General features: G+C 56.0%; 17 protein-coding genes, 1 tRNA gene and 3 pseudogenes. 11 read left to right on the forward strand and 10 right to left on the reverse strand.

Annotated elements, in window-relative coordinates; all coding sequences use genetic code 11:
• Window positions 1–21: 21 nt before the first annotated feature.
• The 3 genes from CFR76_RS12100 to dhaL all read right to left on the reverse strand — a co-directional run bounded on the left by CFR76_RS12100 (window position 22) and on the right by dhaL (window position 4,073).
• The gene (locus tag CFR76_RS12100; protein ID WP_110557263.1) at window positions 22–777 is read right to left on the reverse strand and encodes a GolD/DthD family dehydrogenase; all 756 of its coding nucleotides are present in this window, start codon (window positions 775–777) and stop codon (window positions 22–24) included.
• Between the two features lie 33 nt (window positions 778–810).
• Window positions 811–2,160 carry an MFS transporter gene (locus CFR76_RS12105; protein WP_208623989.1) on the reverse strand — a complete coding sequence of 450 codons (1,350 nt, stop codon included), beginning with the start codon at window positions 2,158–2,160 and terminating at the stop codon, window positions 811–813.
• Between the two features lie 140 nt (window positions 2,161–2,300).
• Complete coding sequence (dhaL, locus tag CFR76_RS12110) at window positions 2,301–4,073, reverse strand: dihydroxyacetone kinase subunit DhaL (protein WP_244191918.1); 1,773 nt, start codon at window positions 4,071–4,073, stop codon at window positions 2,301–2,303.
• A gap of 335 nt (window positions 4,074–4,408) precedes the next feature.
• On the opposite strand from dhaL, the gene rpiB reads away from it, so the two are divergent.
• The 4 genes from rpiB (at window position 4,409) to CFR76_RS12125 (ending at window position 7,124) form a co-directional block, all read left to right on the forward strand.
• Entirely contained in the window at window positions 4,409–4,861 is a 453-nt protein-coding gene (rpiB, locus tag CFR76_RS12115; RefSeq protein ID WP_110557265.1) for a ribose 5-phosphate isomerase B, read from the forward strand.
• Window positions 4,862–5,057: 196 nt separating this feature from the next.
• The gene (locus tag CFR76_RS12120; RefSeq protein WP_408884369.1) at window positions 5,058–5,918 is read left to right on the forward strand and encodes a sugar-binding transcriptional regulator; all 861 of its coding nucleotides are present in this window, start codon (window positions 5,058–5,060) and stop codon (window positions 5,916–5,918) included.
• Between the two features lie 4 nt (window positions 5,919–5,922).
• The gene (locus tag CFR76_RS18095; protein WP_167402124.1) at window positions 5,923–6,069 is read left to right on the forward strand and encodes a hypothetical protein; all 147 of its coding nucleotides are present in this window, start codon (window positions 5,923–5,925) and stop codon (window positions 6,067–6,069) included.
• 125 nt (window positions 6,070–6,194) lie between these two features.
• The gene (locus tag CFR76_RS12125; RefSeq protein WP_110557267.1) at window positions 6,195–7,124 is read left to right on the forward strand and encodes a DMT family transporter; all 930 of its coding nucleotides are present in this window, start codon (window positions 6,195–6,197) and stop codon (window positions 7,122–7,124) included.
• Window positions 7,125–7,242: 118 nt separating this feature from the next.
• Here the strand turns inward: CFR76_RS12125 and CFR76_RS12130 are convergent, their stop codons facing one another.
• Window positions 7,243–7,620: a hypothetical protein gene (locus CFR76_RS12130; protein WP_208623990.1), complete on the reverse strand. Its 378-nt coding sequence runs from the start codon at window positions 7,618–7,620 to the stop codon at window positions 7,243–7,245.
• 70 nt (window positions 7,621–7,690) lie between these two features.
• Here CFR76_RS12130 and CFR76_RS12135 point away from each other — a divergent pair, with 70 nt between their 5' ends.
• From CFR76_RS12135 to CFR76_RS18455, 4 genes and pseudogenes are all read left to right on the forward strand, one after another.
• Window positions 7,691–9,253, forward strand: a complete 1,563-nt coding sequence (locus tag CFR76_RS12135; RefSeq protein ID WP_110557268.1) for a recombinase family protein — start codon at window positions 7,691–7,693, stop codon at window positions 9,251–9,253.
• Window positions 9,253–10,140 (forward strand): plasmid partitioning protein RepB C-terminal domain-containing protein, encoded by an 888-nt coding sequence (locus CFR76_RS12140; protein ID WP_110557269.1) that lies wholly within the window; start codon window positions 9,253–9,255, stop codon window positions 10,138–10,140. The genes CFR76_RS12135 and CFR76_RS12140 overlap by 1 nt, the downstream gene beginning before the upstream one ends.
• Window positions 10,137–11,024 carry a plasmid partitioning protein RepB C-terminal domain-containing protein gene (locus tag CFR76_RS12145; RefSeq protein WP_110557270.1) on the forward strand — a complete coding sequence of 296 codons (888 nt, stop codon included), beginning with the start codon at window positions 10,137–10,139 and terminating at the stop codon, window positions 11,022–11,024. The genes CFR76_RS12140 and CFR76_RS12145 overlap by 4 nt, the downstream gene beginning before the upstream one ends.
• Window positions 11,025–11,194: 170 nt before the next feature.
• Window positions 11,195–11,482, forward strand: a pseudogene (locus CFR76_RS18455) (transposase); the annotation flags it as partial.
• 170 nt (window positions 11,483–11,652) lie between these two features.
• Here CFR76_RS18455 and argE read toward each other — a convergent pair.
• Together argE and CFR76_RS12160 are read right to left on the reverse strand one after the other, a co-directional pair.
• Window positions 11,653–12,846 carry an acetylornithine deacetylase gene (gene argE / locus CFR76_RS12155; protein WP_110557271.1) on the reverse strand — a complete coding sequence of 398 codons (1,194 nt, stop codon included), beginning with the start codon at window positions 12,844–12,846 and terminating at the stop codon, window positions 11,653–11,655.
• A gap of 363 nt (window positions 12,847–13,209) precedes the next feature.
• Window positions 13,210–15,492, reverse strand: a complete 2,283-nt coding sequence (locus CFR76_RS12160) for a TonB-dependent receptor (RefSeq protein ID WP_110557272.1) — start codon at window positions 15,490–15,492, stop codon at window positions 13,210–13,212.
• A gap of 207 nt (window positions 15,493–15,699) precedes the next feature.
• Here CFR76_RS12160 and CFR76_RS12165 point away from each other — a divergent pair, with 207 nt between their 5' ends.
• Entirely contained in the window at window positions 15,700–16,587 is an 888-nt protein-coding gene (locus CFR76_RS12165; protein ID WP_110557273.1) for a LysR family transcriptional regulator, read from the forward strand.
• A 60-nt stretch (window positions 16,588–16,647) separates the two neighbouring features.
• Here CFR76_RS12165 and CFR76_RS12170 read toward each other — a convergent pair whose 3' ends face one another.
• Together CFR76_RS12170 and CFR76_RS12175 are read right to left on the reverse strand one after the other, a co-directional pair.
• Window positions 16,648–17,988, reverse strand: a complete 1,341-nt coding sequence (locus CFR76_RS12170; protein WP_110557274.1) for an MFS transporter — start codon at window positions 17,986–17,988, stop codon at window positions 16,648–16,650.
• A 428-nt stretch (window positions 17,989–18,416) separates the two neighbouring features.
• The gene (locus tag CFR76_RS12175) at window positions 18,417–19,046 is read right to left on the reverse strand and encodes a TetR/AcrR family transcriptional regulator (protein WP_167402125.1); all 630 of its coding nucleotides are present in this window, start codon (window positions 19,044–19,046) and stop codon (window positions 18,417–18,419) included.
• Window positions 19,047–19,534: 488 nt separating this feature from the next.
• Between CFR76_RS12175 and CFR76_RS12180 the strand changes: the two genes are divergently transcribed.
• The gene (locus CFR76_RS12180) at window positions 19,535–20,428 is read left to right on the forward strand and encodes an alpha/beta fold hydrolase (protein ID WP_110557276.1); all 894 of its coding nucleotides are present in this window, start codon (window positions 19,535–19,537) and stop codon (window positions 20,426–20,428) included.
• Window positions 20,429–20,976: 548 nt separating this feature from the next.
• Here CFR76_RS12180 and CFR76_RS12185 read toward each other — a convergent pair.
• Window positions 20,977–21,327 (reverse strand): annotated as a pseudogene (locus tag CFR76_RS12185) (IS5 family transposase); the annotation flags it as partial.
• Between CFR76_RS12185 and CFR76_RS18875 the strand changes: the two are divergent.
• Window positions 21,310–21,447 (forward strand): annotated as a pseudogene (locus CFR76_RS18875) (OB-fold nucleic acid binding domain-containing protein); the annotation flags it as partial. The pseudogenes CFR76_RS12185 and CFR76_RS18875 sit on opposite strands and share 18 nt — an antisense overlap.
• 118 nt (window positions 21,448–21,565) lie before the next feature.
• Here the strand turns inward: CFR76_RS18875 and CFR76_RS12190 are convergent.
• Window positions 21,566–21,642 (reverse strand) — tRNA-Met (locus CFR76_RS12190).
• Window positions 21,643–21,664 lie beyond the last annotated feature (22 nt).

Here is a 21,664-nt window from a genome sequence, read left to right on the forward strand (position 1 = left end):
CCAAAAACTTTCTTTTATTGGTCAGCGAATGGTATAGCCGCCATCTACTACCAGGTTCTCACCATTCACCATGGCGGCGGCATTGCTGACCAGATAGGCGACGGCGCAGGCGATCTCGTCAGGCTGGGCAAAGCGGCCGGTTGGCACCTGCGCACGGAAGGCGTCGCCCACCGGCCCGGACCAGACCTGCTTGCCCAGTTCCGTCTCGACCACGGTGGGCGAGATCGCGTTGACCGTTACCCCCGATGGCCCCCATTCAAACGCCAGCACCTTGGTCAGGCCAAGGATGCCCGCCTTGCTCGCGCTATAGGCGGCATGCTTGTCCAAAGCCACAAGCGCTGCCTGTGAAGCAATGTTCACGATCCGCCCGAAGCCCTTCGCGCACATGGCCGGGCCAAGCGCGCGGGCAAACAGGAAGGGCGCGCGCAGGTTGATCGCCATCGTCAGGTCCCACGCGGATGTTTCCAGTTCCGCCGCCGAGGCAATCAGGGCAATCCCGGCATTATTGACCAGAATATCGACATGCCCAAGCTGGGACAGGATGGTGCTGCACGCGGTCTTGATCGCAGCTTCATCCGTCACATCGGTATGCACGCCGCAATGCTGGCTGCCCAGGGAGGCCGCGATTTCGGCAACCTTTTCATTCCGGTCAACCAGGCACACCACGGCCCCCTGCCCTGCAAGCCGCTGGGCAATCGCCAGGCCAATGCCCGATGCGCCGCCGGTTACGACAGCGGTCCGGCCCGCAAGGCTGAGGAGTTCACTGAACGGTTTCATTTTATTGTTTCCGTATAGGTTTTTATTTTCTGGTTATTTGTTTGCAGCCACGGCACGCCGGGAACTGTCCAGTTCCGCCTGCAACGCCGGGTCCAGTGTCAGGAACCACGCAAGGCCGGCACTCAGCAGGTAAATCCCCGCATAGATGACCATGACACCAAAGATGCCAAAGCGCGGTTCAAAAAGGTAGACAACAGCAGGCCCGATCCACACGCTGGCCCCGGCCCCAAGGTTGAGCAGCGACATCGCGGCCGGTTTGTCATCGGGCGCCAGATAGGGCATCAGGGCTGAAAGCGGCACGTAGGCGGCCAGCGTCATGCCATACAGCGCGCCGGCCAACAGCGTGGGCAGCATGTGCCCCGGCCCGAAATGGGTCGGGCACCAGTACAGCAGCAGTGTGCTGATGGCTGACCCCACGCCACCGCCCAGCATGACCGTGCCGCGCCAGCTCAGCCAGTCGCTCAGTATGCCGAACAGAAGGTTCCAGATCACGTTGGAGATGAAGATGGCCTGCAACACCATCAGCCACTGCCCCAGGCTGAAATGCAGGTCGTGCATGAAATACAGCGGCAGGCAGACCAAAAACCCGAATTCGGCCGAGGTATCAATGGCGCGGACAATACAGCCAAGACCAACCTTGGGCTTTTCCCACGCAATCGACAGCGAGGCGAACAGGGTTTTCAACGGATGCTTGTCGGCAGTGGCGGCATGGACATTGCCATGTTTTTCGCGGATGCCACCCAGTGCTATGGCCCCGCCCAGCATAACGAGGCCAAGTGCCAGCCACAGCGTTGCGATGGGTCCGATATAGGGAATGGTGTAACCGGCAAATACGGACCCCAGCGTGGGCATGCCGCCGGTAAAGCAGAACCAGAACCACCCCACGGCGGACCCCAGCCTGCCCGGATTGACCGTTGTCACCACCCAGACAAGGAAGCCAAACGCAAACAGCGGATAGCCAAACCCCCTGATGCCATAGAACAGCAGCATGAGCGGCAGGGAACGTGCGGGGAGAGCCACCAGCAGGAAACCGACCTGCAGCAGCCCCCATATCGCAAGCCCGGCCAGCATGACCCGCCGCGCACCCCACAAATCGGACAGCGCGCCGGACAGCCATGCCGCAACCGCGGCGCTCAGCCCGTAGATGGTAAACAAAAGGGCTACGTCATGTTCGGTAAACCCCATGCTGACGAGATAGGGCGAGAGATAGCCGCTCTCCACCCCATCGCCGGTCATGAAGATCAAGACCCCGGCAAACCCCCATGCCAGGGCGGGCGGCATGCCGATGCGCGAAAGAAACCGGCCCAGGGTGGTGCGCGGCCTTTCCTCATGCGGGATTTCATCGCCGACCCGCGCGGGGTCGAGCAGGACTGTCTGGGCCATTATCTTACCCTCCAGCAGCGCGGATGGCGCAGCCGGGGCGCGCACTTTCCGCATAAGATGTTATTCTTGTTATTATCGGTGCAGAGATGGTGCCCCATGGCCGCAGGCAACGACCATGGGGTGGATATGCGTATGAAGGCTCAGGCTTCGGCAATGCCGGACAGGCTGGCCGCCATGGTCTGAAGGATCAGGCAGCACGACGTGGCCCCCGCATCCAGCACGCCGCGCGACCGCTCACCCAGCCGGCTGGCGCGGCCGATGCGCGCCACGAGGTCACGTGTTGAATCGCGTCCCTGCTCGGCCGCCACCGACATGGCGGCAAGTGCTGCTTTCAGCCCCTGCCCTTCCGCCGCGTGATAGGCCCTGACGGCGGGCACGAGCGTGTCCATCAGCGTCTTGTCGCCCACATCGGCATTGCCCAGCGAGCGGATGCCTGCTTCCGCCCCGTCCAGCATCAGGCCGAACAGATGCGCGTCGATACAGGTCACACCCGCCAGCGGCTTTGCCAGACCTTCGAAAAACCGCCCGTAAAGCGGCCCCATCGAACCACCAATCCCGGCCATGAGCGCGTCTGAAAGTGCGCGCAGGCCGCCTTCCAGCGTGGGTGGCGCATCGCCCAGCGCCTGCCCGCAGCGGGCAAAGCCCTTGGCCATGTTGATGCCGTGGTCGCCATCACCGATCTTGCCGTCAATCTCGCTCAGCCAGTCGCGCGCGCCGACGATGGCGCCGACCAGCGCGGGCACGACCGCGCGCGTGTTCTCAAGCGCAATCCCCGATGTCGGGATGTAGCGTTCGTTCTCCGCCGCTGCCGCGTGGGCGGCAAGGTCATGCGCCGTGGCCGTTGGGGCCTCCGTGACCGGGCCTTCGGGCGTGTCGCCCACACGGGTCAGACCGATGGCATGGGCGGGATGGGACATCAGCCGGTCCAGTTCCGCATCCAGCTTCATCACCGTCAGCGTCACTCCCTTCATGTCCAGGGAGGTGAACAGGTTGCCCACGAAGTTGTGGCGGATGGTGATGCCGCGTTCGCGCATGATGTCGGCAATATCGGCAAACAGCACGTAAAGCTCGATGACCGGCGTGGCCCCAAGGCCGGACACCAGCACCGTCACCTCATCCCCTGCCGTGAAGGGCAGGTCGGGCAGGATATGGTCGCACATCATCCGCGCGATTTCACGCGATGACCCCAACCTGCTGATTTCCACCCCCGGTTCGCCATGATGGCCGATGCCGACTTCCATCGTCCCGGCCTCGATCATGAAATTGGGATGGCCGTTGGCGACAATGGTGCATGGCGAAAGGCCAACGCCGATCGAGCGCGTGTTGTCGATCGCCTTGCGGGCGGTCGCCAGTACCTCTTCCAGCGACGCCCCTTCCTCCGCCCGGGCGCCGGCGGCCTTCCACATCAGGATTTCGCCTGCGACACCCCGCCTGCGGGCCGCGTCATCCTTCGGGGCGGAGGCCACGTCGTCATTGGCGACCACCGTGCCCACGGCAATCCCCTCGCGCGTTGCGTCATCCACGGCCAGGCGGACATTCATGGTGTCGCCTGCATAGTTGCCGAACAGGCAGGCAACCCCCGCGCCGTTATCCGCCTCGCGCATGGCGTCAAGGAAGCTGGCCGCCGTGGGGGAGGAAAAGATCTCCCCCACGGCTACCGCATCCAGCATGCCCCTGCCTACATAGCCCAGGAACGCCGGTTCGTGGCCGGAACCGCCGCCGGTAATCACGCCAACCTTGCGCGTAGCACTTTTACGCGCCCGGCGCAGGACACGCGGGTTGTCCGTGCCCGCCAGGATATCGGGATGCGCCAGCAGGTAGCCGCGGATTCCGTCTTCGACGATCTGGTCGGGATCATTGAAGATACGGTCCAGCGGACGCGCGGCGCGCAGGTGAATGTCGATGGTATTCATGGAACTTTCCCGTCTTTCCTCGTGCGACATTGGGCCGCCTTGTTGTTTTTGGTCCAGCTTCCGGAACGTTTGTAATTTTACCGGGACACATGTTTACGCGGAATCGTAGAACGACAGCTTCTTGCATAGGCTCTTACGCCTTTAACGCACATATTTCTGGCGTTTTCATATCACTATAACGTGATAATAGCGGATATATCCGGTTTACAAAGGTTATTATAATTATCTTTTGTTCCTGATTGTTGTCTTTTGTGCGGCGCACAACGCAGGGACCCAGCAACATAAACCCCGCCGGGCAGCCTTCGCTCCCGGGATAACCGGATAAAAGGATACACATCATGGATATCGCCATCGGCTGCGATGAAGCAGCATTCACCCTGAAGGAAACAATCCGTGATTTCCTCGCGGCGGAAGGTCACACCATTACCGATTACGGTACGCATGACGCCGCGCCGGTGCTCTACCCCGACATTGCCGTCACCGTGGCCGAGGCCATAAAGGCCGGGAAGCATGAGCGCGGCGTCCTTCTGTGCGGGACGGGCATCGGGGTCGCCATCAGCGCCAACAAGGTGCATGGCATCCGCGCGGCCCAGACACACGACACCTATTCCGCCGAACGGGCCATGAAAAGCAACAACGCCCAGATCATTACGCTCGGGTCGCGGGTAATTGGTCCCGAACTTGCCAAAACGATCGTGAAAGCGTACCTCTCATCGCAGTTTTCCGGCGGCCCATCCGCCGAAAAGATCAGTCGCATCGCCTATTACGAGGAGCGCCTCCCTGTCTGACACTCCGCGCAAATCCACCCGCACGGCATCGCCCGAACGCCTGCGGCGGCGGTCAGGGTCGCGCGATGCCGCGCAGGCCGCGTCCGATGCAAAACCCAATGGGCGCACGGAAGTCACGCTGGATCAGGTAACGGAAATCGCGGCCCTCTATTACCTTGAGCAGGTGACACAGGAAGAGCTGTCCAGGCGGTTTTCCATGTCACGTCCCACCATAAGCAAACTGCTCAAGCGTGCGCGCGAGGAAGGCATTGTCGATATACGGGTGCGCGCCCGCCCGGCGGCGGCGGCGGCGCTGGAGCAGGAATTCCAGCGCCGCTTCGGCATTGCCCGGCTGCTGACGGCGGTGGACCAGCGCGACCAGGATGCCCAGCGTGACAGCGTGGCGGCCATCGTCGCCATGCATCTCGACTCCCTCCTGCAGGACGAGATGATCATCGCCGTGGGCATGGGTCGCAATATCGCCGCCATCGCCAGCCATATCGGCGTGCCCGTGACCCGCGCCATTACCTTTGTCTCGGCCATTGGCGGGTCGATGCGCGCGGGCGAGCACATGAGTTCCGATCACATCTGCCGCCGCCTGGCCGCACGCTTTGGCGGCGAGAGCGAGACGCTGTACGCCCCCGCCCTTGTGGCCGATGCGCAGATGCGCCGCGCGCTCATGGCCAACGATGTGGTGCAGCATACGCTCAACCGGGCACGGCGGGCCGATATCGCCCTGATCGGCATTGGCGATGTCAATGAAGACAGCAACATGGTGCGCATGGGCTGGTTCTCTCCTGCCGAGATCGCGGCCTCGAAACTCGCTGGCGCCATTGGCGACATGATGGGCTATGACTTCATCACCATCGCGGGCAAGGTGGCCGACGTACCCATGCAGGGCCGTGTCATCGGGCTTTCACTTGATGAGTTGCGCCGCATCCCCAATGTCATCGCCATTGCATCGGAAAGCACGAAGATCGTCGCCATCCTGGCCGCCCTGCGTACCGGCACCATCACCACGCTGGCCACGACCGAAGCCAATGCCCGCACCATCCTGGAACTGGACGCCACGGCATAGGTACATGGAAGAAAAGTTCTTGGGTGCTGCCTTTTGCAAAAGCGGCATCTTTCGAAGCTTTTTCGATCAAAAGCTTCATCAAAAACTTCTTTACGATTTACCACTCGTTACAGGGGCAGGCCCTGATTTTCGGGCGCAATCTGCTACCTGAAAAAAATGGGCGCGTCATATGAAATCCGGCGCAGAAAACGCATGACTGGATTTACCGACAAGCGCTGGTCTTTCCCCTTCAACGTCCATATCTGCGCCTGAATAATTTTTTCGTGAGCAGAGCGGATGAAGAATACCGGCCTTTCGGCGGGCATGATGCTGGCGTTTGCGGCATACGCCTCGTTTTCGATCAGTGATGCCTATTCCAAGCTGCTGGCGGGCCGGATCGACCCGTTTGAAGTGGCGTTTTCCGGCGGTGTCTTCGGCCTGCTGCTCATTCCCTTCATCCGGGGAAAAAACGAATCCTACCGTGACCTGTTCGTGGTCCGGCAGCCGGTCATGTGGCTGGTGCGGGCGGCCGCCACCTTTGCCGCCACGGCGGCCAGTGTTGAAGCCTTCATGCTCCTGCCCATGCCGGAGGCGTTCTCCCTTATTTTCCTCATGCCGCTTTTCGTGACCATCCTCTCGGTCGTGCTGCTGCGCGAGAAGGTTTCCACGCTGGGCTGGCTGTCGGTCATCGTGGGCTTTATCGGCGTGCTGATCGTGCTGCGGCCGGGGCTGCGCGCGCTCCATTTCGGGCATCTGTGCGCGCTGATCTCGGCGGTCGCGAATGCCGTGGGCGTCATCGCCTACCGGATGTCGGGCCGTAACACGCCGCGCCTGTCCATGTTCAGTTCCAGCCTGTGCGGTCCGCTGCTGGGCAATGGCGCCCTGATGGTGGCCCATGCAAGCTGGCCGCAGGGCGCCACGGTATGGATGTTCCTGTTCGGCTATGGCTTCCTTGCCGCACTCGGGCAACTGCTCATGATGATGGCCGCCACCCGGGCGACCGCCAGCGCAATCGCCCTGCCGCAATACAGCCAGATGCTTTGGGCCGTGGCCTTCAGTTTCTATGTCTTCCATGAACCGCTGGATAGCTGGACCTTTGTGGGCATCGCCGTCATCGTCGCATCCGGCGTTTACAAATGGGCCTATCCGCGCGTGACTGCCAGACTGGCGACCATAAGGCGGCAAAGGATCATTCAGCCCCCATGTGGCCCCTACCCGCTGACCTGATGCCGCAGCGCACCGCAGGCGCCATGCCCGCTGTTTTTTCCAGAACGGCGGGCATTCATTTCCCTGGCGCCAGCATGACCCCACGTTGAAAACGGGCGTGACCCACAGCCCGAAAACCCTAGGGTGGCGCATCAAGCATGTCGCCGCGCCGCTGGTCGGTGGCAAGGACATCACCAATCTCGGTCGCCGCCTGTACCAGCAGTGCCTGCACCCCCCGCAATCGCACGCCTGGGACCAACTGGTCGCGCTCCGCCAGCCGCAGAACCGTCGCGATCACCGCTTCCGACTGCCGCGCCAGCAAAATAAGGTGCCAGCCTCCCGGGCCATGCGTGCCGTTCAGCCAGTTCTTGGCGCTCCTTTCACTTGCGCCCGTCCATCCCATCACCGTTTTGATCGCCCTGTGGCTTGATCCCAGTTCGCCGCGCAAGGCCATCCCGATCTCTTGCGCGAATCTGTCTGGCGGTTTTCGGCGAATGTTGCCCGCTTTAGGTAACATGTTGCCCCTCCATTCGGCTTAGGGTGTTGCAGCAATAGAAAACCGCAGCCCCATATGTTCGGAAGTCCAGATGGTTATTGATTGGAACCAGCGTGAGACAAATAACGACCGGCGGCTTCGGGCCGCAGAATATGTCCGTATGTCCACCGACCATCAGGAGTTCTCGACCCGTAATCAATCGGCGGCGATCCGGGCCTATGCCGGCAGGCGCGGCTACGAGATTGTCCATACTTACGCCGATGAAGGCAAAAGCGGCCTTAACGTCGATGGGCGGGACGCGTTCATCAGGCTGATTGATGATGTGGAAAGCGGTCGCGCGGACTTCAGCGCCATCTTTGTTTACGACATCAGCCGCTGGGGCCGTTTTCAGGACCCGGACGAGGCAGCCATGTACGAACTGCGCTGCCGCCGCGCCGGTGTGGACGTCTGTTATTGCGCGGATCAGTTCGAGAACGACGGCAGCATCGGCTCATCCATCGTCAAGACCGTCAAGCGGGTCCTGGCTGGCGCCCATAGCCACGACCTGTCGGTCAGGGTGTTTGCGGGCCAGGCCAACCTGATTCGGCGCGGCTACCGCCAGGGCGGCGCACCCGGCTTTGGCCTGCGCCGGATGCTGATCAACCAGAATGGCGAAAGAAAGGGGTCTCTGGGGCGCGGCGAACATAAGAGTATCGCCACCGATCGTGTCATCCTGGTTCCCGGCCCGGAGGACGAGATCTCGATTGTCCAGGAAATTTACCGGATGTTCGTTGAGGATGGGCGATCTGAACGCGATATCGCCGCGACCCTGAACACCCGCGCCATCCTGACCGACCTTGGTCGTCCCTGGACACGGGGCACGGTCCACCAGATCCTCATCAACGAGAAATATATCGGCCATAACGTCTGGGCGCGGACCTCATTCAGGCTCAGGCGCGCGCATATCCGCAACGATCCCGAAAAATGGGTGCGCATCAACGATGCGTTCGCTCCGATTGTCGATCGGAATATTTTCCTTCGTGCGCGTGCCATGATCGATGCCCGTTCGGAAAGGCTGAGCGATGAAGCCATGCTCGACGTGCTCAGGCTGATCCTTGAGGGACATGGTCAGCTATCCGCCATCATCATCGACGAAGCCGAGGGATGCCCGTCGAGCGGCGCCTACCGTTCACGTTTCCGCAGCCTGCTGCGCGCCTACGCGCTGGTCGGCTTTTCACCTGATCGCGATTATCGCTACCTTGAAATCAACCGGAAACTGCGGGCGCTCCATCCAGCCGTGATCGCCGGAATCACCGCCGGTATCGGGGCAGCCGGTGGGCGTGTCATCAGCGACCCGTTGACCGACCTGCTGACCGTCAACGCCGAATTCACCGTCTCGGTCGCGATCATGCGTTCGTTCCTTACCCCGGCCGGAACGCTGCGCTGGAAGCTGCGCCTCGACACGGCGCTCAACCCCGATCTTACCATCGCCGTGCGCATGGACGAACACAACGACCGGACGAAGGATTTCTACCTGCTGCCACGCCTGGACATAAGGGAGGCCGTCCTGCGACTGTGTGAACATAACGGGCTGTCGCTTGATGCCTATCGCTTCGACACGCTTGACCGCTTTTACCGGATGGCCGCACGCGCCGCCGTGCCAAGGGCCGCCTGATGTCCGCCCGTCCCGCCCAGCGTGTGGAGATGGTGCCGGTGGAACGGATTACCGTCCTCAATCCCCGCATTCGCAATCCCCGGATGTTCAGGGAGATTGTTGACAGTATCGCAAGGATCGGCCTCAAGCGACCGATTACCGTTACCCGCAGGGCCGGGGCTGACGGCCCCTTTTATGATCTTGTATGTGGACAGGGTCGGCTCGAGGCATTCCTTGAACTTGGTGAGACGGAAATACCGGCACTGGTCGTCAATGCCGACATGGAGGATTGCCTTGTCGCCAGCCTGGTCGAAAATTGCGCGCGTCGGCATCATCGCTCACTGGACCTGCTGCAGAACATCGGCGGCATGAGGCAACGTGGCCATACGGTAGCAGACATTGCCCGACAGACTGGGCTTTCAGGCGAGTTCGTCGGCTGTGTGCTGCGTCTGCTGGAAAAAGGTGAGCAGCGCCTGCTACAGTCTGTTGAAACCGGACAGATGCCGATTTCGGTGGCGATCGAAATTGCGGATGCCGACGAACCCGGCATCCAGCTCGCCCTGCAGCATGCCTACGAAAACAACCTGCTGCGCGGGCGTAAACTGCTGGCGGCCAAGCGTCTTGTCGAACAGCGCAAGCGACGGGGCAAGCATGTGCGCAGGCGGACGGATGGCGGGACGATATCGTCCGCATCCCTTCTGAACGCCTATCAGGAGGAAACCGATCGCAAACGGCTTCTGGTACGCCGCGCCGAAGTCGCCAGAAATCGCCTGACCTTCATAACCGAAGCCTTGGGCAAATTGTTTACCGACCGCGCCATGACGGAAATCCTTGAAAGCGAGAAACTGCACGATATGCCAGAAGAACTTCGTGATCGTCTTGGCAATACAGGGGCGCGCATGCCATGACCGCCGCGCGATCCACGGTTCGCATGGCCTTCGAGCAGGCCAGCATTCGCATCCCGATCGCCGAGATCGGCCTGTTGCGCGACGTGCCCCCGGCCATTCGCAGGACCATAAAATATGGGCAGATCGCGGCTTCGATCACCGAGGTTGGCCTGATCGAGCCTCCGGTCGTGGCGCGCGATGGCAGAAATCCCAACCACTACCATCTGCTCGATGGTTATCTGCGCATTGACATCCTCAAGGCGCAAGGCGAACACGAGGTGGTGTGCCTGGTAGCCCTTGATGATGAAGGCTTCACGTACAACAGGCGGATCAGCCGCCTTGCAACAATTCAGGAACACAGGATGATTCTGAATGCGGTCAGGAAAGGCGTATCAGAAGAACGACTGGCCCGCGCCCTCAACGTCAATATCGACAACATCCGACACAAACGGACGCTTACCGAAGGGATCTGTCCCGAGGCGATTGACCTGCTCAAGGATCGGCATGTCCCGATCGCCACATTCGCGGAATTGAAGCGGTTGAAACCGGTTCGACAGATCGAGGCGGCCATGGCCATGAATTCCATGAACAAATACAGTGTTTCCTACGCAAAATCGATCGTGACCGCAACGCGGGAGGATTTTCTGGTGGCACCACGCCGCAGGCCTGCCCGCGGCCTGACTGAAGACCAGATCACCACGATGGAACGTGAATCGGCCACGCTTGATCGGGAGTTCAGGATTATCGAAAGGGATTATGGTCGGGATCATCTTGTCCTGACACTGGCCATCGGTTATGTGCGCGCCTTGTTGGATAACGTACGGGTTGTCCGCCATCTTGCCCAATATCATCCCATGATCCTTGCTGAATTCCAGAAAATCGTGGAATTTCAGCCAACGGCATGATCGTCGCACCAAAGCCTAACCACGGTAACAGCGATCCAGCCGCACGTACTGCTGTTTTCCGGACCGAAGCGATGCAGAAATCATCAGCAGTCGATCTCAGATCCTCATTCCGACACCCAATATACTACCCATCCCGTTGCCATCACCATTCAGGATGCAACGAACAAAAGAGCGTTGCACTGGCTTATGTCGACCAGGGTTATACAGGCGGAAAGCCGGCCGAGGCAGCACGGGCACAGGGGCCGCCCTTGAAATCGTCAGGGTTGCCCGAGGCCAGACGTGGCTTCGTCCTGCTGCCGCGCCGATGGGTTGGCGAATGCTCTTTCGCATGAGCCACATGTTGCCGCAGGCTCGCCAAGGATTACGGGCGTTACGCTTCAACACTCGCAAATCTCCATGTCATCGCGTTCACATGCTTCATGTTCAGAAACGCCGCTATACTTGCCCAAATTGCATAATACCCTCCAGTAATGTAGCAATTTGTGAATGGTCCTTTAATCGCTGGAGCAGGTTGTTATGTCCCTTCCATTGATAACCATATGATCAGCACGGACTGAATTTATAAAGAAATGTGGTTGACCAAACGTTTAATCAATCGTGAAATTTTTATATTATAAACCATAAAATATCATTCGTATGGCTGGACTTGATATTCAAGAATCTTACTCATGAATGAAAGGCAAAGCTGCAATTGTGACTTTTCAATAAATTCATCAGCCTGATGTGCCTGTTCGATCATGCCTGGCCCACAAATAACGGTTGAGAGTCCCCGACTCTGGAACTGGCCACCTTCCGAACTATAGGGAACAACCTTATCCTTCGTGTTGGTACCTAGAAAATGCGCGCATAAGTCAATGGCTGATGAATTGTTTTCTCCGCCATAAGATGGAATATCAACCAGTTTTGTAATTGAAACCCCACATTCGGGAAACGCGGACCGACAAAGAGTATCAATGTGGCAAATTTCTTCAAGGAAAGGCGCCAGGATTGCTTCGGCATCGTCTTCAGGCCGGCAGCGCAGGTCAAAGGAAAATTCACAATTTTGTGCAAGAATATTGAACGCTGTACCTCCGGAAATCAATCCGATCGTAAGGGTGGCCTGACCAGGTTCATAGGGTGAATGGGGATCAGCATTGGCTTGAAGCTGATCGGCCAGTTCTACAAGATGATTCATCAGCCTTATCGCAACCTCATTGGCCGAAAGGCCCTTATGCGGAAGGCTTGAATGCCCTTCCCGCCCCGTTACAACGACTTTGTAACTGATGATACCCTTGTGGGAACTGACTACTTTCATCCCGCTGGGCTCACCCACGATTACTGCATCAATGCCGGGATGTTTCATGACGATATGATCAATCATATCGGGAGCGCCTAGGCAGCCGATTTCCTCGTCATATGAAAGGGCCAGGTAAACAGGCCGTTTCAGACTGTCAGGCTTGACATGGATAATGGAAGCCAAAGCACAGGCAGCGAACGACTTCATATCGCTGGTACCTCGACCATAAAGACGGCCTTCCCTTTCAATTAACACAAATGGGTCGCTGGTCCATGCCTGCCCATCGACAGGAACGACATCAGTATGTCCTGATAAAATAATACCTCCCGGCGCTGATGGTCCAACCCTCACAATTACGTTAGCTTTTTTTCCGCTTGCATCCGGAATACGCTCAACAAAAAGCGAGTGCTCAGAAGCCAGTTTCTCAATATAAGAGACGAGGGCCAGGTTGGAATTTCGGGATGTCGTATCGAATGCGATAAGGTCACGCAGGATACAGATAGTCGCCTCCATCATATCGGAAGGCAGTGGGGCAGTCGGTTTCATTATGACATAGCCTTTTTCAAAAAAGGGGAAATGACACCATTTTTATTTGTAAATATGAATAATTCTGCAATCATTAAGGGATGTTTTGTACAGCCAAAAATATCCACATCTGGCAGAATTTATTACATTAACTATTACTTTGTTTGTTTTTGTGTTTCTGCATCAATTTTGGATTTTATCCAAGAATACATATGACTACGGTCCTGCGTTACGATTATCAATGTTTTCAAACGGAGGCACTATGATGGCAGTGCCAGAACACCTGAATGGCGAATAGAAAGACCAGAATGTCGTAACGCGTTCACGAAACTTCATTTGCAATATTTGCAAATGAAGTTTGAATGCCCCACAGTCAATATTGGTTTATAGTCCGACATCGACCTGCATGCCGATTGTACGGGGACGGATACGGATATAATCATAGTAAACATCTGGCGGTTGCCCAAGACCATTCCAGTTGTTGAGGTTTTCACCAAATATGGTGACGGACCATTTCTGTCGCGAGTGATAGGCAATGCTCGCCCGGGATGTTAGTGGAGAATTGCTTGCATATACCATGGATGATCTGGAAACAATTGCCCGTGCAATCTCTTTTGACCTATAGTTCATGGATGCGGACAAGACAAGCGTATCACCCCGATTGGTTACCGGGAAGGTATAGTTTACATATGCACTGGCGGTCGTTTGCGCAGAATAATTGAGACGAGATCCCTTGGGGGTAAGAACAACCCCGCTAGACATTACTGAATTATCCAGTTGCAGATCATTCCAGCTAAATGTTCCACCAATTAAAAAATTGTCGGTCAAGTGGACTGTAGCACTAGCATCAACCCCAAAACCACTTGCGCGTCCGCCATTTACGGTGGCTGCCAGGTAGGCGCCATGGAACGGCACGTCAACATTCTGCTGGACATCCCGCCAGTCGATATAATAGCCGGCAAGGTCAAAGTCGAGCAGGCCGCGCCAGGCGCTGCCTTTCAACCCGACTTCATAATTGCTAAGCGTATCCCCTTTTACGGCTGGCAATGCTGGATCTTCGGTCATTATAAGCGGATTCTGGTTGAATCCACTTCTGAAACCTTGTGAATACGAAAAATAAGTATTTAAAGAATGGTTGATATGGTAAAGTATTGATGCTCGCGGCGTAGCTGCCTGAAATAGCTGGGTTCGATGTGCAAGTGGCTGGTGTGGGTTGCCGGAAGACGGTGATCGCTCCTGCTGCGTAACTTCATCGCGGAAGAATCTCCAACCGCCAGAAAGTTCCAGGCGGCGATCGAGAAGGAAGCGCGTCACCTCGCCATAGACAGCCTCTGACTGTGATATATCCCCAAAATTAATCGGCGCAGGGAGTACCTGCAATGTCTGGTAAATTACATCTTTTGCATTGCGGTAGAATGCGCCGGCAGACCATTGCCAGTCGCTTGGACCACGCGATGCCGCTGATAATTCTTCAGTAAATATCTTGGAACTTTGCGCAGTCAGAAGATCATCTCCCGGGGTAATGGTATGGTAGTCCACATAGCCATGATTCATGTAATGCAGGTAACTTGTCGTACTGTTGATTGTAAAACGGGAAAAATCGTACCCGATTGAACCACTATAGGCCTCAAAATCCGTGTAGGTAGGGAGGGCTATAGGCGTGGTCTGCTGGTTATTGTTATCAGCGTATGAAGTTGATCCGTTCTTGATTCCAGACAACCAGACTGAAGCACCAATCTTCAGGTGTTCGGTAGGCCTGGCATTCAGTTTGACGCGAGCTGAACGCGATGTCCCTTCATTCGCGTTCTTTTTCCCTAAAAGCGGTTGATCAATCCAGCCCGGTATATGGTCGTCGCCAAGCACGACCCGAAGTGCCAGTTTGTCCTTGATGATTGGTATGTTTCCCGCCAAATCACCGCCAAACCCCAGTCCGCCACCCTCCGTTCCGGAAACGTGTGAACGGGCCTTGAAGGAATAATGAGATAAATCAGCATCATGCGTCAGCACTCTGGCTACGCCATTCAGTTCATTCGCGCCATAAAGTGTTCCCTGCGGGCCACGATGCACCTCGACCCTATCCATGTCATAGGCGTCCATATCAGGCACAATCGCGGATTTGACCAGTCCGAACGGCACGGAATCCAGATAGTATGCAATAGGGCTTGCACCAGCCAGAAGCGCACCATTTGCCGATACGCCGCGAATGGCCACCTGGGTTCCGCCCCCGTGGCCAGTACTTGTGATGGCGACACCTGCAACGCGGCTTAATGCTTCCGAAACACCACCAAGGGGTTGCTTGTCCAACATCTCCCCGCTCAGCACCGAAACCGAAGCTGGTATATCCCGTAAGGGTTTGCGTGATTGGTTCGTACGAACAACGATCTTTTCTGCTGTCGGATGGGGCATGGTTGCCTGCTGTTTGGCGCCATGCTCACGTGGCGTTATCACATGCAGTCCGGCAGGCTTTGATTTGGCTCGCATTACCTTGGTTTCGTTACTTTTACGATCCAAACTGGCAGCGAAAGCGGAAGACCAGTATCCGATACTGGCCAGACTTACAAAGCAGATTGCAGCCATTATGGGTAATGGCGGACACAGAAATGAAGATGTTCGCAAATAAACCTTGCTCAAACCAGACGCCATTTTATTCTCCACGGAAAGGATCATTCAACAGAAGCTGGCGTATGGTGCACAGCTATATCATGGATGGGCATGCCATTAATTTCACTATCGAAACTATAATCCAGATAGAAAACACTGTGGAGAGAAAATGAATGCATTCATGCAAGAAAGATATGCAACGATGCATAAAAAGGCTTTAATGAAGATGAATATGGACTTTGACCCAAAGAACAGGCTGCCTAAGGACCTTCGATGAATTGGAATGATATCCAGTATGTTATAGCAGTCGCAAAAAGTGGTAGCTTCCAGACGGCGGCTGATCTGTTGGGGGCAAATCAGTCTACTGTGGGGCGCAGGATCCAGAGACTTGAATCCGAACTCGGATTCAAGATATTTGACCGTCATGCTACTGGTATGCGGCTTACACCAGCAGGAACAATACTGGTCGAAAAGTCCAAAGCCATGGAAGTGGCAGCAGAAGATATAGAGAAGGCGCTGCTAGGTCTCGACCACTCACTGTCAGGCAATGTGCGCATTTCTGTAACAGAAGGCGTAAGTTATCTGTGGTTAGCATCGGTTCTTGTTGATTTTTCTGATAATTTTCCAAGTATCTCTGTCGATATGGTCGTGGATCGCCAGGGACTCAACCTGCTTTATCGTGATGTAGATGTATCTGTTGTAATAGACAGGCCTGTAGATCCGCGCCTGGTTGTTGCGAAAGTTGCCCGGTTGGGCCTCTCCCTTTTCATCAGTGAAGCTTACAAAAAACGCTTTGGCCTGCCTGAAACTGTCGAAGCATTCAAGCAACATCGTTTTATTCACTATACAGCATATGAGAAAAGCAAAGAGCTTGCCTGGTGGAACCAAACGGTCATCGTCTCGAATACGGTCTTATTCAAGACGGATTCAGCTTCCACATATCTTTCCCTTGTGCGGGCTGGAGCAGGGATTGCATTACTTCCTAATTTTTATTTTACCGCAGCGCCTGATCTGATTCCGTTAAACATCGAGACAGGATGTCATCTCATACTCTGGCTGGTCTCGCATGAAGAAACCAATCAGGCCCGAAGAACACGCGTACTTCTGGATTTCCTGCGTCAGCGATTTATAAAGGATCGGTCTACCTGGTTTAGATTATGAACGGTTCATCAGGTATTTCATGCCATGTCTGAATCCCATCCCGACCTTTCATCACAGACACTATGAACGTTGTTGGAATGTATTCTTATCTGTTTGTGCCATACGGACTGGGTCAATTATTGGATATGGTATTGAATTACAGTCGCCAGACCGCTTTGCCCGAATGCAAGATGCGGCAAAGGCGTAAAAAGTGCACGACAGGAATAGGGCGGCCGAGCCGATGAGCGACGCATATCCCAGCGCGTTCGATACATTCCGCTGGGTAAGATAATCGCTTAATGCACCAATCAGGAACGGGCCGCCCCCCTGTCCCATATTGATGACGAACAGCATCATGATGGCCGCTGAAACCGCACGAGCATGCGGTGGCGCGTATTGCTGGAAGGTTGCCACGGTCGGCGCATAGGTCGATCCGGTCGTTGCACCAAACAGGGCGAACATGGCCAGCGACAGGTTCCGGTCCGCTACTAAAAACGCTGCCATACTGGCGCAGGCTGAAAGAATGTTGAGACCGCCGCACAACATAAGCGCCGCGCTTTCCCGGCGCGTCTGCAGATGCCCCACAAGTGGTCCGCCCACTATCAGGCCGATGAGCGCACCCGCCGTTGATGACATGGCATAGGACACGCTCAGTTCGTGTAATGTCATGCCGTGCGTGCGCATATAAAAAGCTGGAGTCCATTGTGCGAAACCGGCATAGGCGATGCCGGTCACGGATTGCGCCCCGACCAGCGCGACAAGAATGGGGCTGCGGCCGATCGTGCGGAAGGTTGCCCATGTAGAGATTCTGGAAGAATGGTTCCGGGCCATGTCGTTCGATGAATCCCGTACTGTTGTAGCAATGAGGAGTGCGATCAGAAATCCTGGCGCTGCCAGGATCGCCATTGCCTGACGCCAGCCCAGCAACTCGCCAAGCCGGGCTCCTATGCTGACACCAAAGGCAATCCCTAGCGTTCCACCAGTCAGGAACAGCCCGTATGCAAGTGGGCGCCAGCGCGGCGAGAAGGTTGTATGGATCAGCGCATAAGATGTGGGGGCAGCAGCAGACTCGCCAACCCCCAGGCCAAGGCGGATAGCGAAAAGCTGCGCGAAACTGCGTGCATTTGCCGTCAGCATGCACATTGCGCTCCATATCCCGATCGCGCCGCACAGCACCCATTTCTGGCTGAACCGATCAGCCCATTGTGCCAGTACCAACCCCGCAAGACTGAACATTGCGGCAAAGGCAACGCCGGACATGGCTCCCAATTGGGTATCGGTCAGGTGCAGGTCCATTTTCATTGGCTGTGTCAGCACAGCCACGAGCGTCCGGTCCGAATAATTGATCATGTTCACGCCGACCAGCAGAACAAGCAGATATATTTTGGAAAATGCCGCGCTTCGGTTGCCTTGGTTCATCATGCATTTGGCCTTGTTCGTGGCGTCAGCAGAAAGGCGACGCGGTGCAGCCCATAATTAACAAGCAGTACGTACTGCTTGTCAATTTGTCAATTTTGATCCGTTGCTGCCATCGGGGCAGGTGAACTATGCAGTCTTGACCCTCTCCAGGATACTATCTGTAAGGAATTCATGTCTGGCAGCATGCAGTCCATACCGCCAGAATCCATTATTACAACGAAACGGTCTGTTCGCAAACACGATGAAAGGGCAAACACCGTTATTTTGCATGGGCAGTCGGGCTTTTCATGCCAATGCGCTTGATTATGAAGAACCCGTTATTAGGTGTTTTGACGCCCTGATATCAGGCTGTTACGCGTGCTGGCTCCATGTCCGACATACCATGAAGGGAATCGGCGCAAAAAGGCATGGTACCAACGATTCGGGTCTGATCAGCCACGCTCAAGGACCAGATTGATGAACATCTCAAGGGACTGCCGCGCATTGATACGGTTGGTAATCGAGTAACTGGCGACACGCTCCAGCGCAAGGCCGCGGGTTGTCGCAAGCAGCAGTCGCATCCAGGTATGTGCAGTTTTACGCGGCATTGATGTTGCAACCAGCAGTTCTTCAAGGTCTTGGAACGACTTCGCGTCAAAACGCTTGAGCTGCGGCCCGACGGCAGCGGCCAGTTCGCTGTCGCCTTTCATTGCCATGCGGATTTCAAAAGCTGCCAGGACATGGTCATGCTCGAATGTTTCCTGGATGAGTTTGATATATTCGATGACACGTGCCTGCGGCTCATCGCTATGGAGTTTCCGTAACGAAAGATGGTCATTGTTCGTTTCGTGAATCGATTCGATCACGGCGGCCATGATTTCCGCCTTGGTCGAAAATTGGTGCTGCACGCGTCCTATGCTCATCTTTGCCGTGGAGGCGATCAGCGTGATGCTGGTTGCTGCATAGCCGACTGATACCAGGCACCTGATTGCGGCAACGATGACCTTGTCCCGACTGATTGCGGTCCTTTCTGCCTGCGTGGGGCGGGCTGCCTTTCTCTTCACTGTTGCTGGAGTCATCATCCCTTCCTCTTGTTTGCGTCCGCACATTGTCTTATGGCGCCTTATCCCGCAACCAGCCTATTCCATCCTGCCAGGCAGCCAGTCCAGATATGGGTATCTCAGCGCTTGACATGCCGTTTCAAAAAACAATATGTTTTTATTGTAAATATCAGATCGGGTTGGTAACGTTCATGCTTCCGTATCGGGATTGTGTAGGTCTGGCCGCTGCCTCCTGCCGGTCCATTGTATGTGTTGCGGGCACTACGACACCCTGCAACAGCAACTATAATTACTTTAAAGAAACAACGTGATGCATGCTTCGGGATGACCTTACGGCAGTCCGGTGCCCTGACCTGTTTTACATGCAACCAGTGGTGTTCTGGTGGCATGCGCTGGTGCTGTTGATGCCTGCCACGTTGGCATGGCCTGCCTGTTTGGAGAAACGGAACCCGGACTGGTTTTGATCTTCTTGTTCCAACAACACGCTTTGACAAGGAATAGAGACATTCATGTTAATAGATGTCGGACAGCAGAAGCTTTTTTTTGAAGTCATTGGCACGAAGCTGCGCATTGCAAAAGGCGGCGTATCGGAAGTGCCAACGGTCGTTTTCGTACATGGTGGCCCCGCATGGGACCACCTTACGCTTCGGATGAATTTCGAACAGTTGCAGGATGTGGCACAGCTTATCTTTTATGATCATCGTGGTCTTGGGCGAAGCGACGTATCGACACCCGCGCACTGGACGCTGGAACAGTGGGCGGCGGATCTGCATGGATTGATCAAGACCCTGGGCCTCGAGAAGCCCATCGTTCTGGGCCAGTCATTCGGCGGGATGGTGGCACAGAAATTTGCGATTGATTACCCGGATGATTATTCGGCGATTATCCTGTCAGCCACCGCTGCGCGTTTCAATCTGCCCGAAATCGTAGAAACCTTTGGCACGCTGGGTGGACCCGAACTGCGAGAGACCGCACTTTCCTTCTTTACCGCGTCAGGCGTGGAGTATCGTGACCGTTTTCTACGCGAATGTTTTCCCTACTACACTGTCAGTACCGCAACCATCGGCGCACTGTCGCCATTCAAGCCAGACGTACTTGACCACTTTTTCTCTGATGCGGGTGACGGTCGCTTTTTTGATTACCGCCATGCGCTTGCCGCCATCACGAAGCCGGTGCTGGTTCTCGGCGGTGACAAGGATCCGGTCATCTCACCTCAAGCGGTTTGCGAACTGGCTGCCTGTTTTCGACCAGGCATTGCCGAACTTGAGATCTTTGACAACTGCGGCCATGGACCGACGCGTGACCGACCGGAAGTAGCATTGAAACTCCTGCGGGCTTTCATACAGAAAGTCGTCCCGACTAGGCGGGTCTTTCCTGAACCTGAGGCAACGGAGTCCGAATAGACTCCACGTTGCGCGTGTCACGCTGGATTCGTTCCGGTTTCCGGGGTATCGGTCAGGCGGCTTTTATGTCCGGTGGCATGGCGGAAAGAAATGGACCCGTCCGTTCGGACAGTTTTGTGGGTTGAGTATGCTATACTTGGGTCACGTCCTGTTGTCGCCATTCTGACGGTGGTGCTATCGCTCGCCTGATCCAGGATTAATTCCGGATCAGGCTGGTGCGGGATCTGACGTTTTTCTTCTCCGGTAACGGCCGGTCATAAAGGCCTGAACGTTTCAGTTACCGCAGCGTGCATCTCTGCACCATAAAAAGGCCAAGGCCGTTTCGGACCAATCATTGATCGCCCCTTGTAAAATGAATTGTTCCGTAGTTACCGGAGAGATTTGTTCAGCGATCAGGCTGCGATATCAAGTCTGCTCTGATCTGCATGGAAAGCACGTTCGGCTTCGGCGATACAATGGGATTCCTCAGCAGAACTTCCATCTCTTCTTGGCTGAATGTAAGTGGTGCTTCAATCACCGCTCGCTCAGGAAACGCCTAGGGCATGTCGTCAGTTAATTCCGATGATGGCGGAGACGAGTTGCACTGCTGCGAGGAATGTTGACTTCAGCTTGTCGTAGCGTGTTGCAATGCCCCTGAACTGCTTCAGCCCGGCGAAGAAGCGTTCAATGATGTTTCTGTTTTTATAGAGCTGGAAGCTGATTTTTCGTGGATCGTGTCGGTTTTTCCTCGAAGGGATAACCGGTGTGATCTGCCGTTCTTCGATCTTTTCGATAAGCGGATCAGCATCATAAGCCTTGTCGGCTATAAAGGCTGCAGGGTCGACTTCATCCAGCAGGGGGGCTGCTTCTGTGTTGTCCGCTCTCTGCCCGGGCGTCAGGGACAACCCATGCGCGACGGGGCGGAAGTGGTGCGCGATTATAACCGTCTTGGCCTGACCCTGCGGGACCATCCCCTGGCCTTTCTGCGCGAGGATCTTCAGGCCAAGGACATCATATCCTGTCGGCAGGCACTGGCCGCAACCTACGCTGCGCTTTCACTCCCATCTGCATCCTATACGCATCCTGCGCAGGATTTTGGGCACAAAAAAAGCCACCCGATTGGGTGGCTTTTCCTTTGTCTTTTCAGACATTTATATTTGGTTGCGGGGGCAGGATTTGAACCTGCGGCCTTCAGGTTATGAGCCTGACGAGCTACCGGGCTGCTCCACCCCGCGGTGGTGAGGGGTGACTGGAAGA

The organism is Komagataeibacter swingsii, assembly GCF_003207895.1.
GTDB classification, from domain to species: domain Bacteria; phylum Pseudomonadota; class Alphaproteobacteria; order Acetobacterales; family Acetobacteraceae; genus Komagataeibacter; species Komagataeibacter swingsii.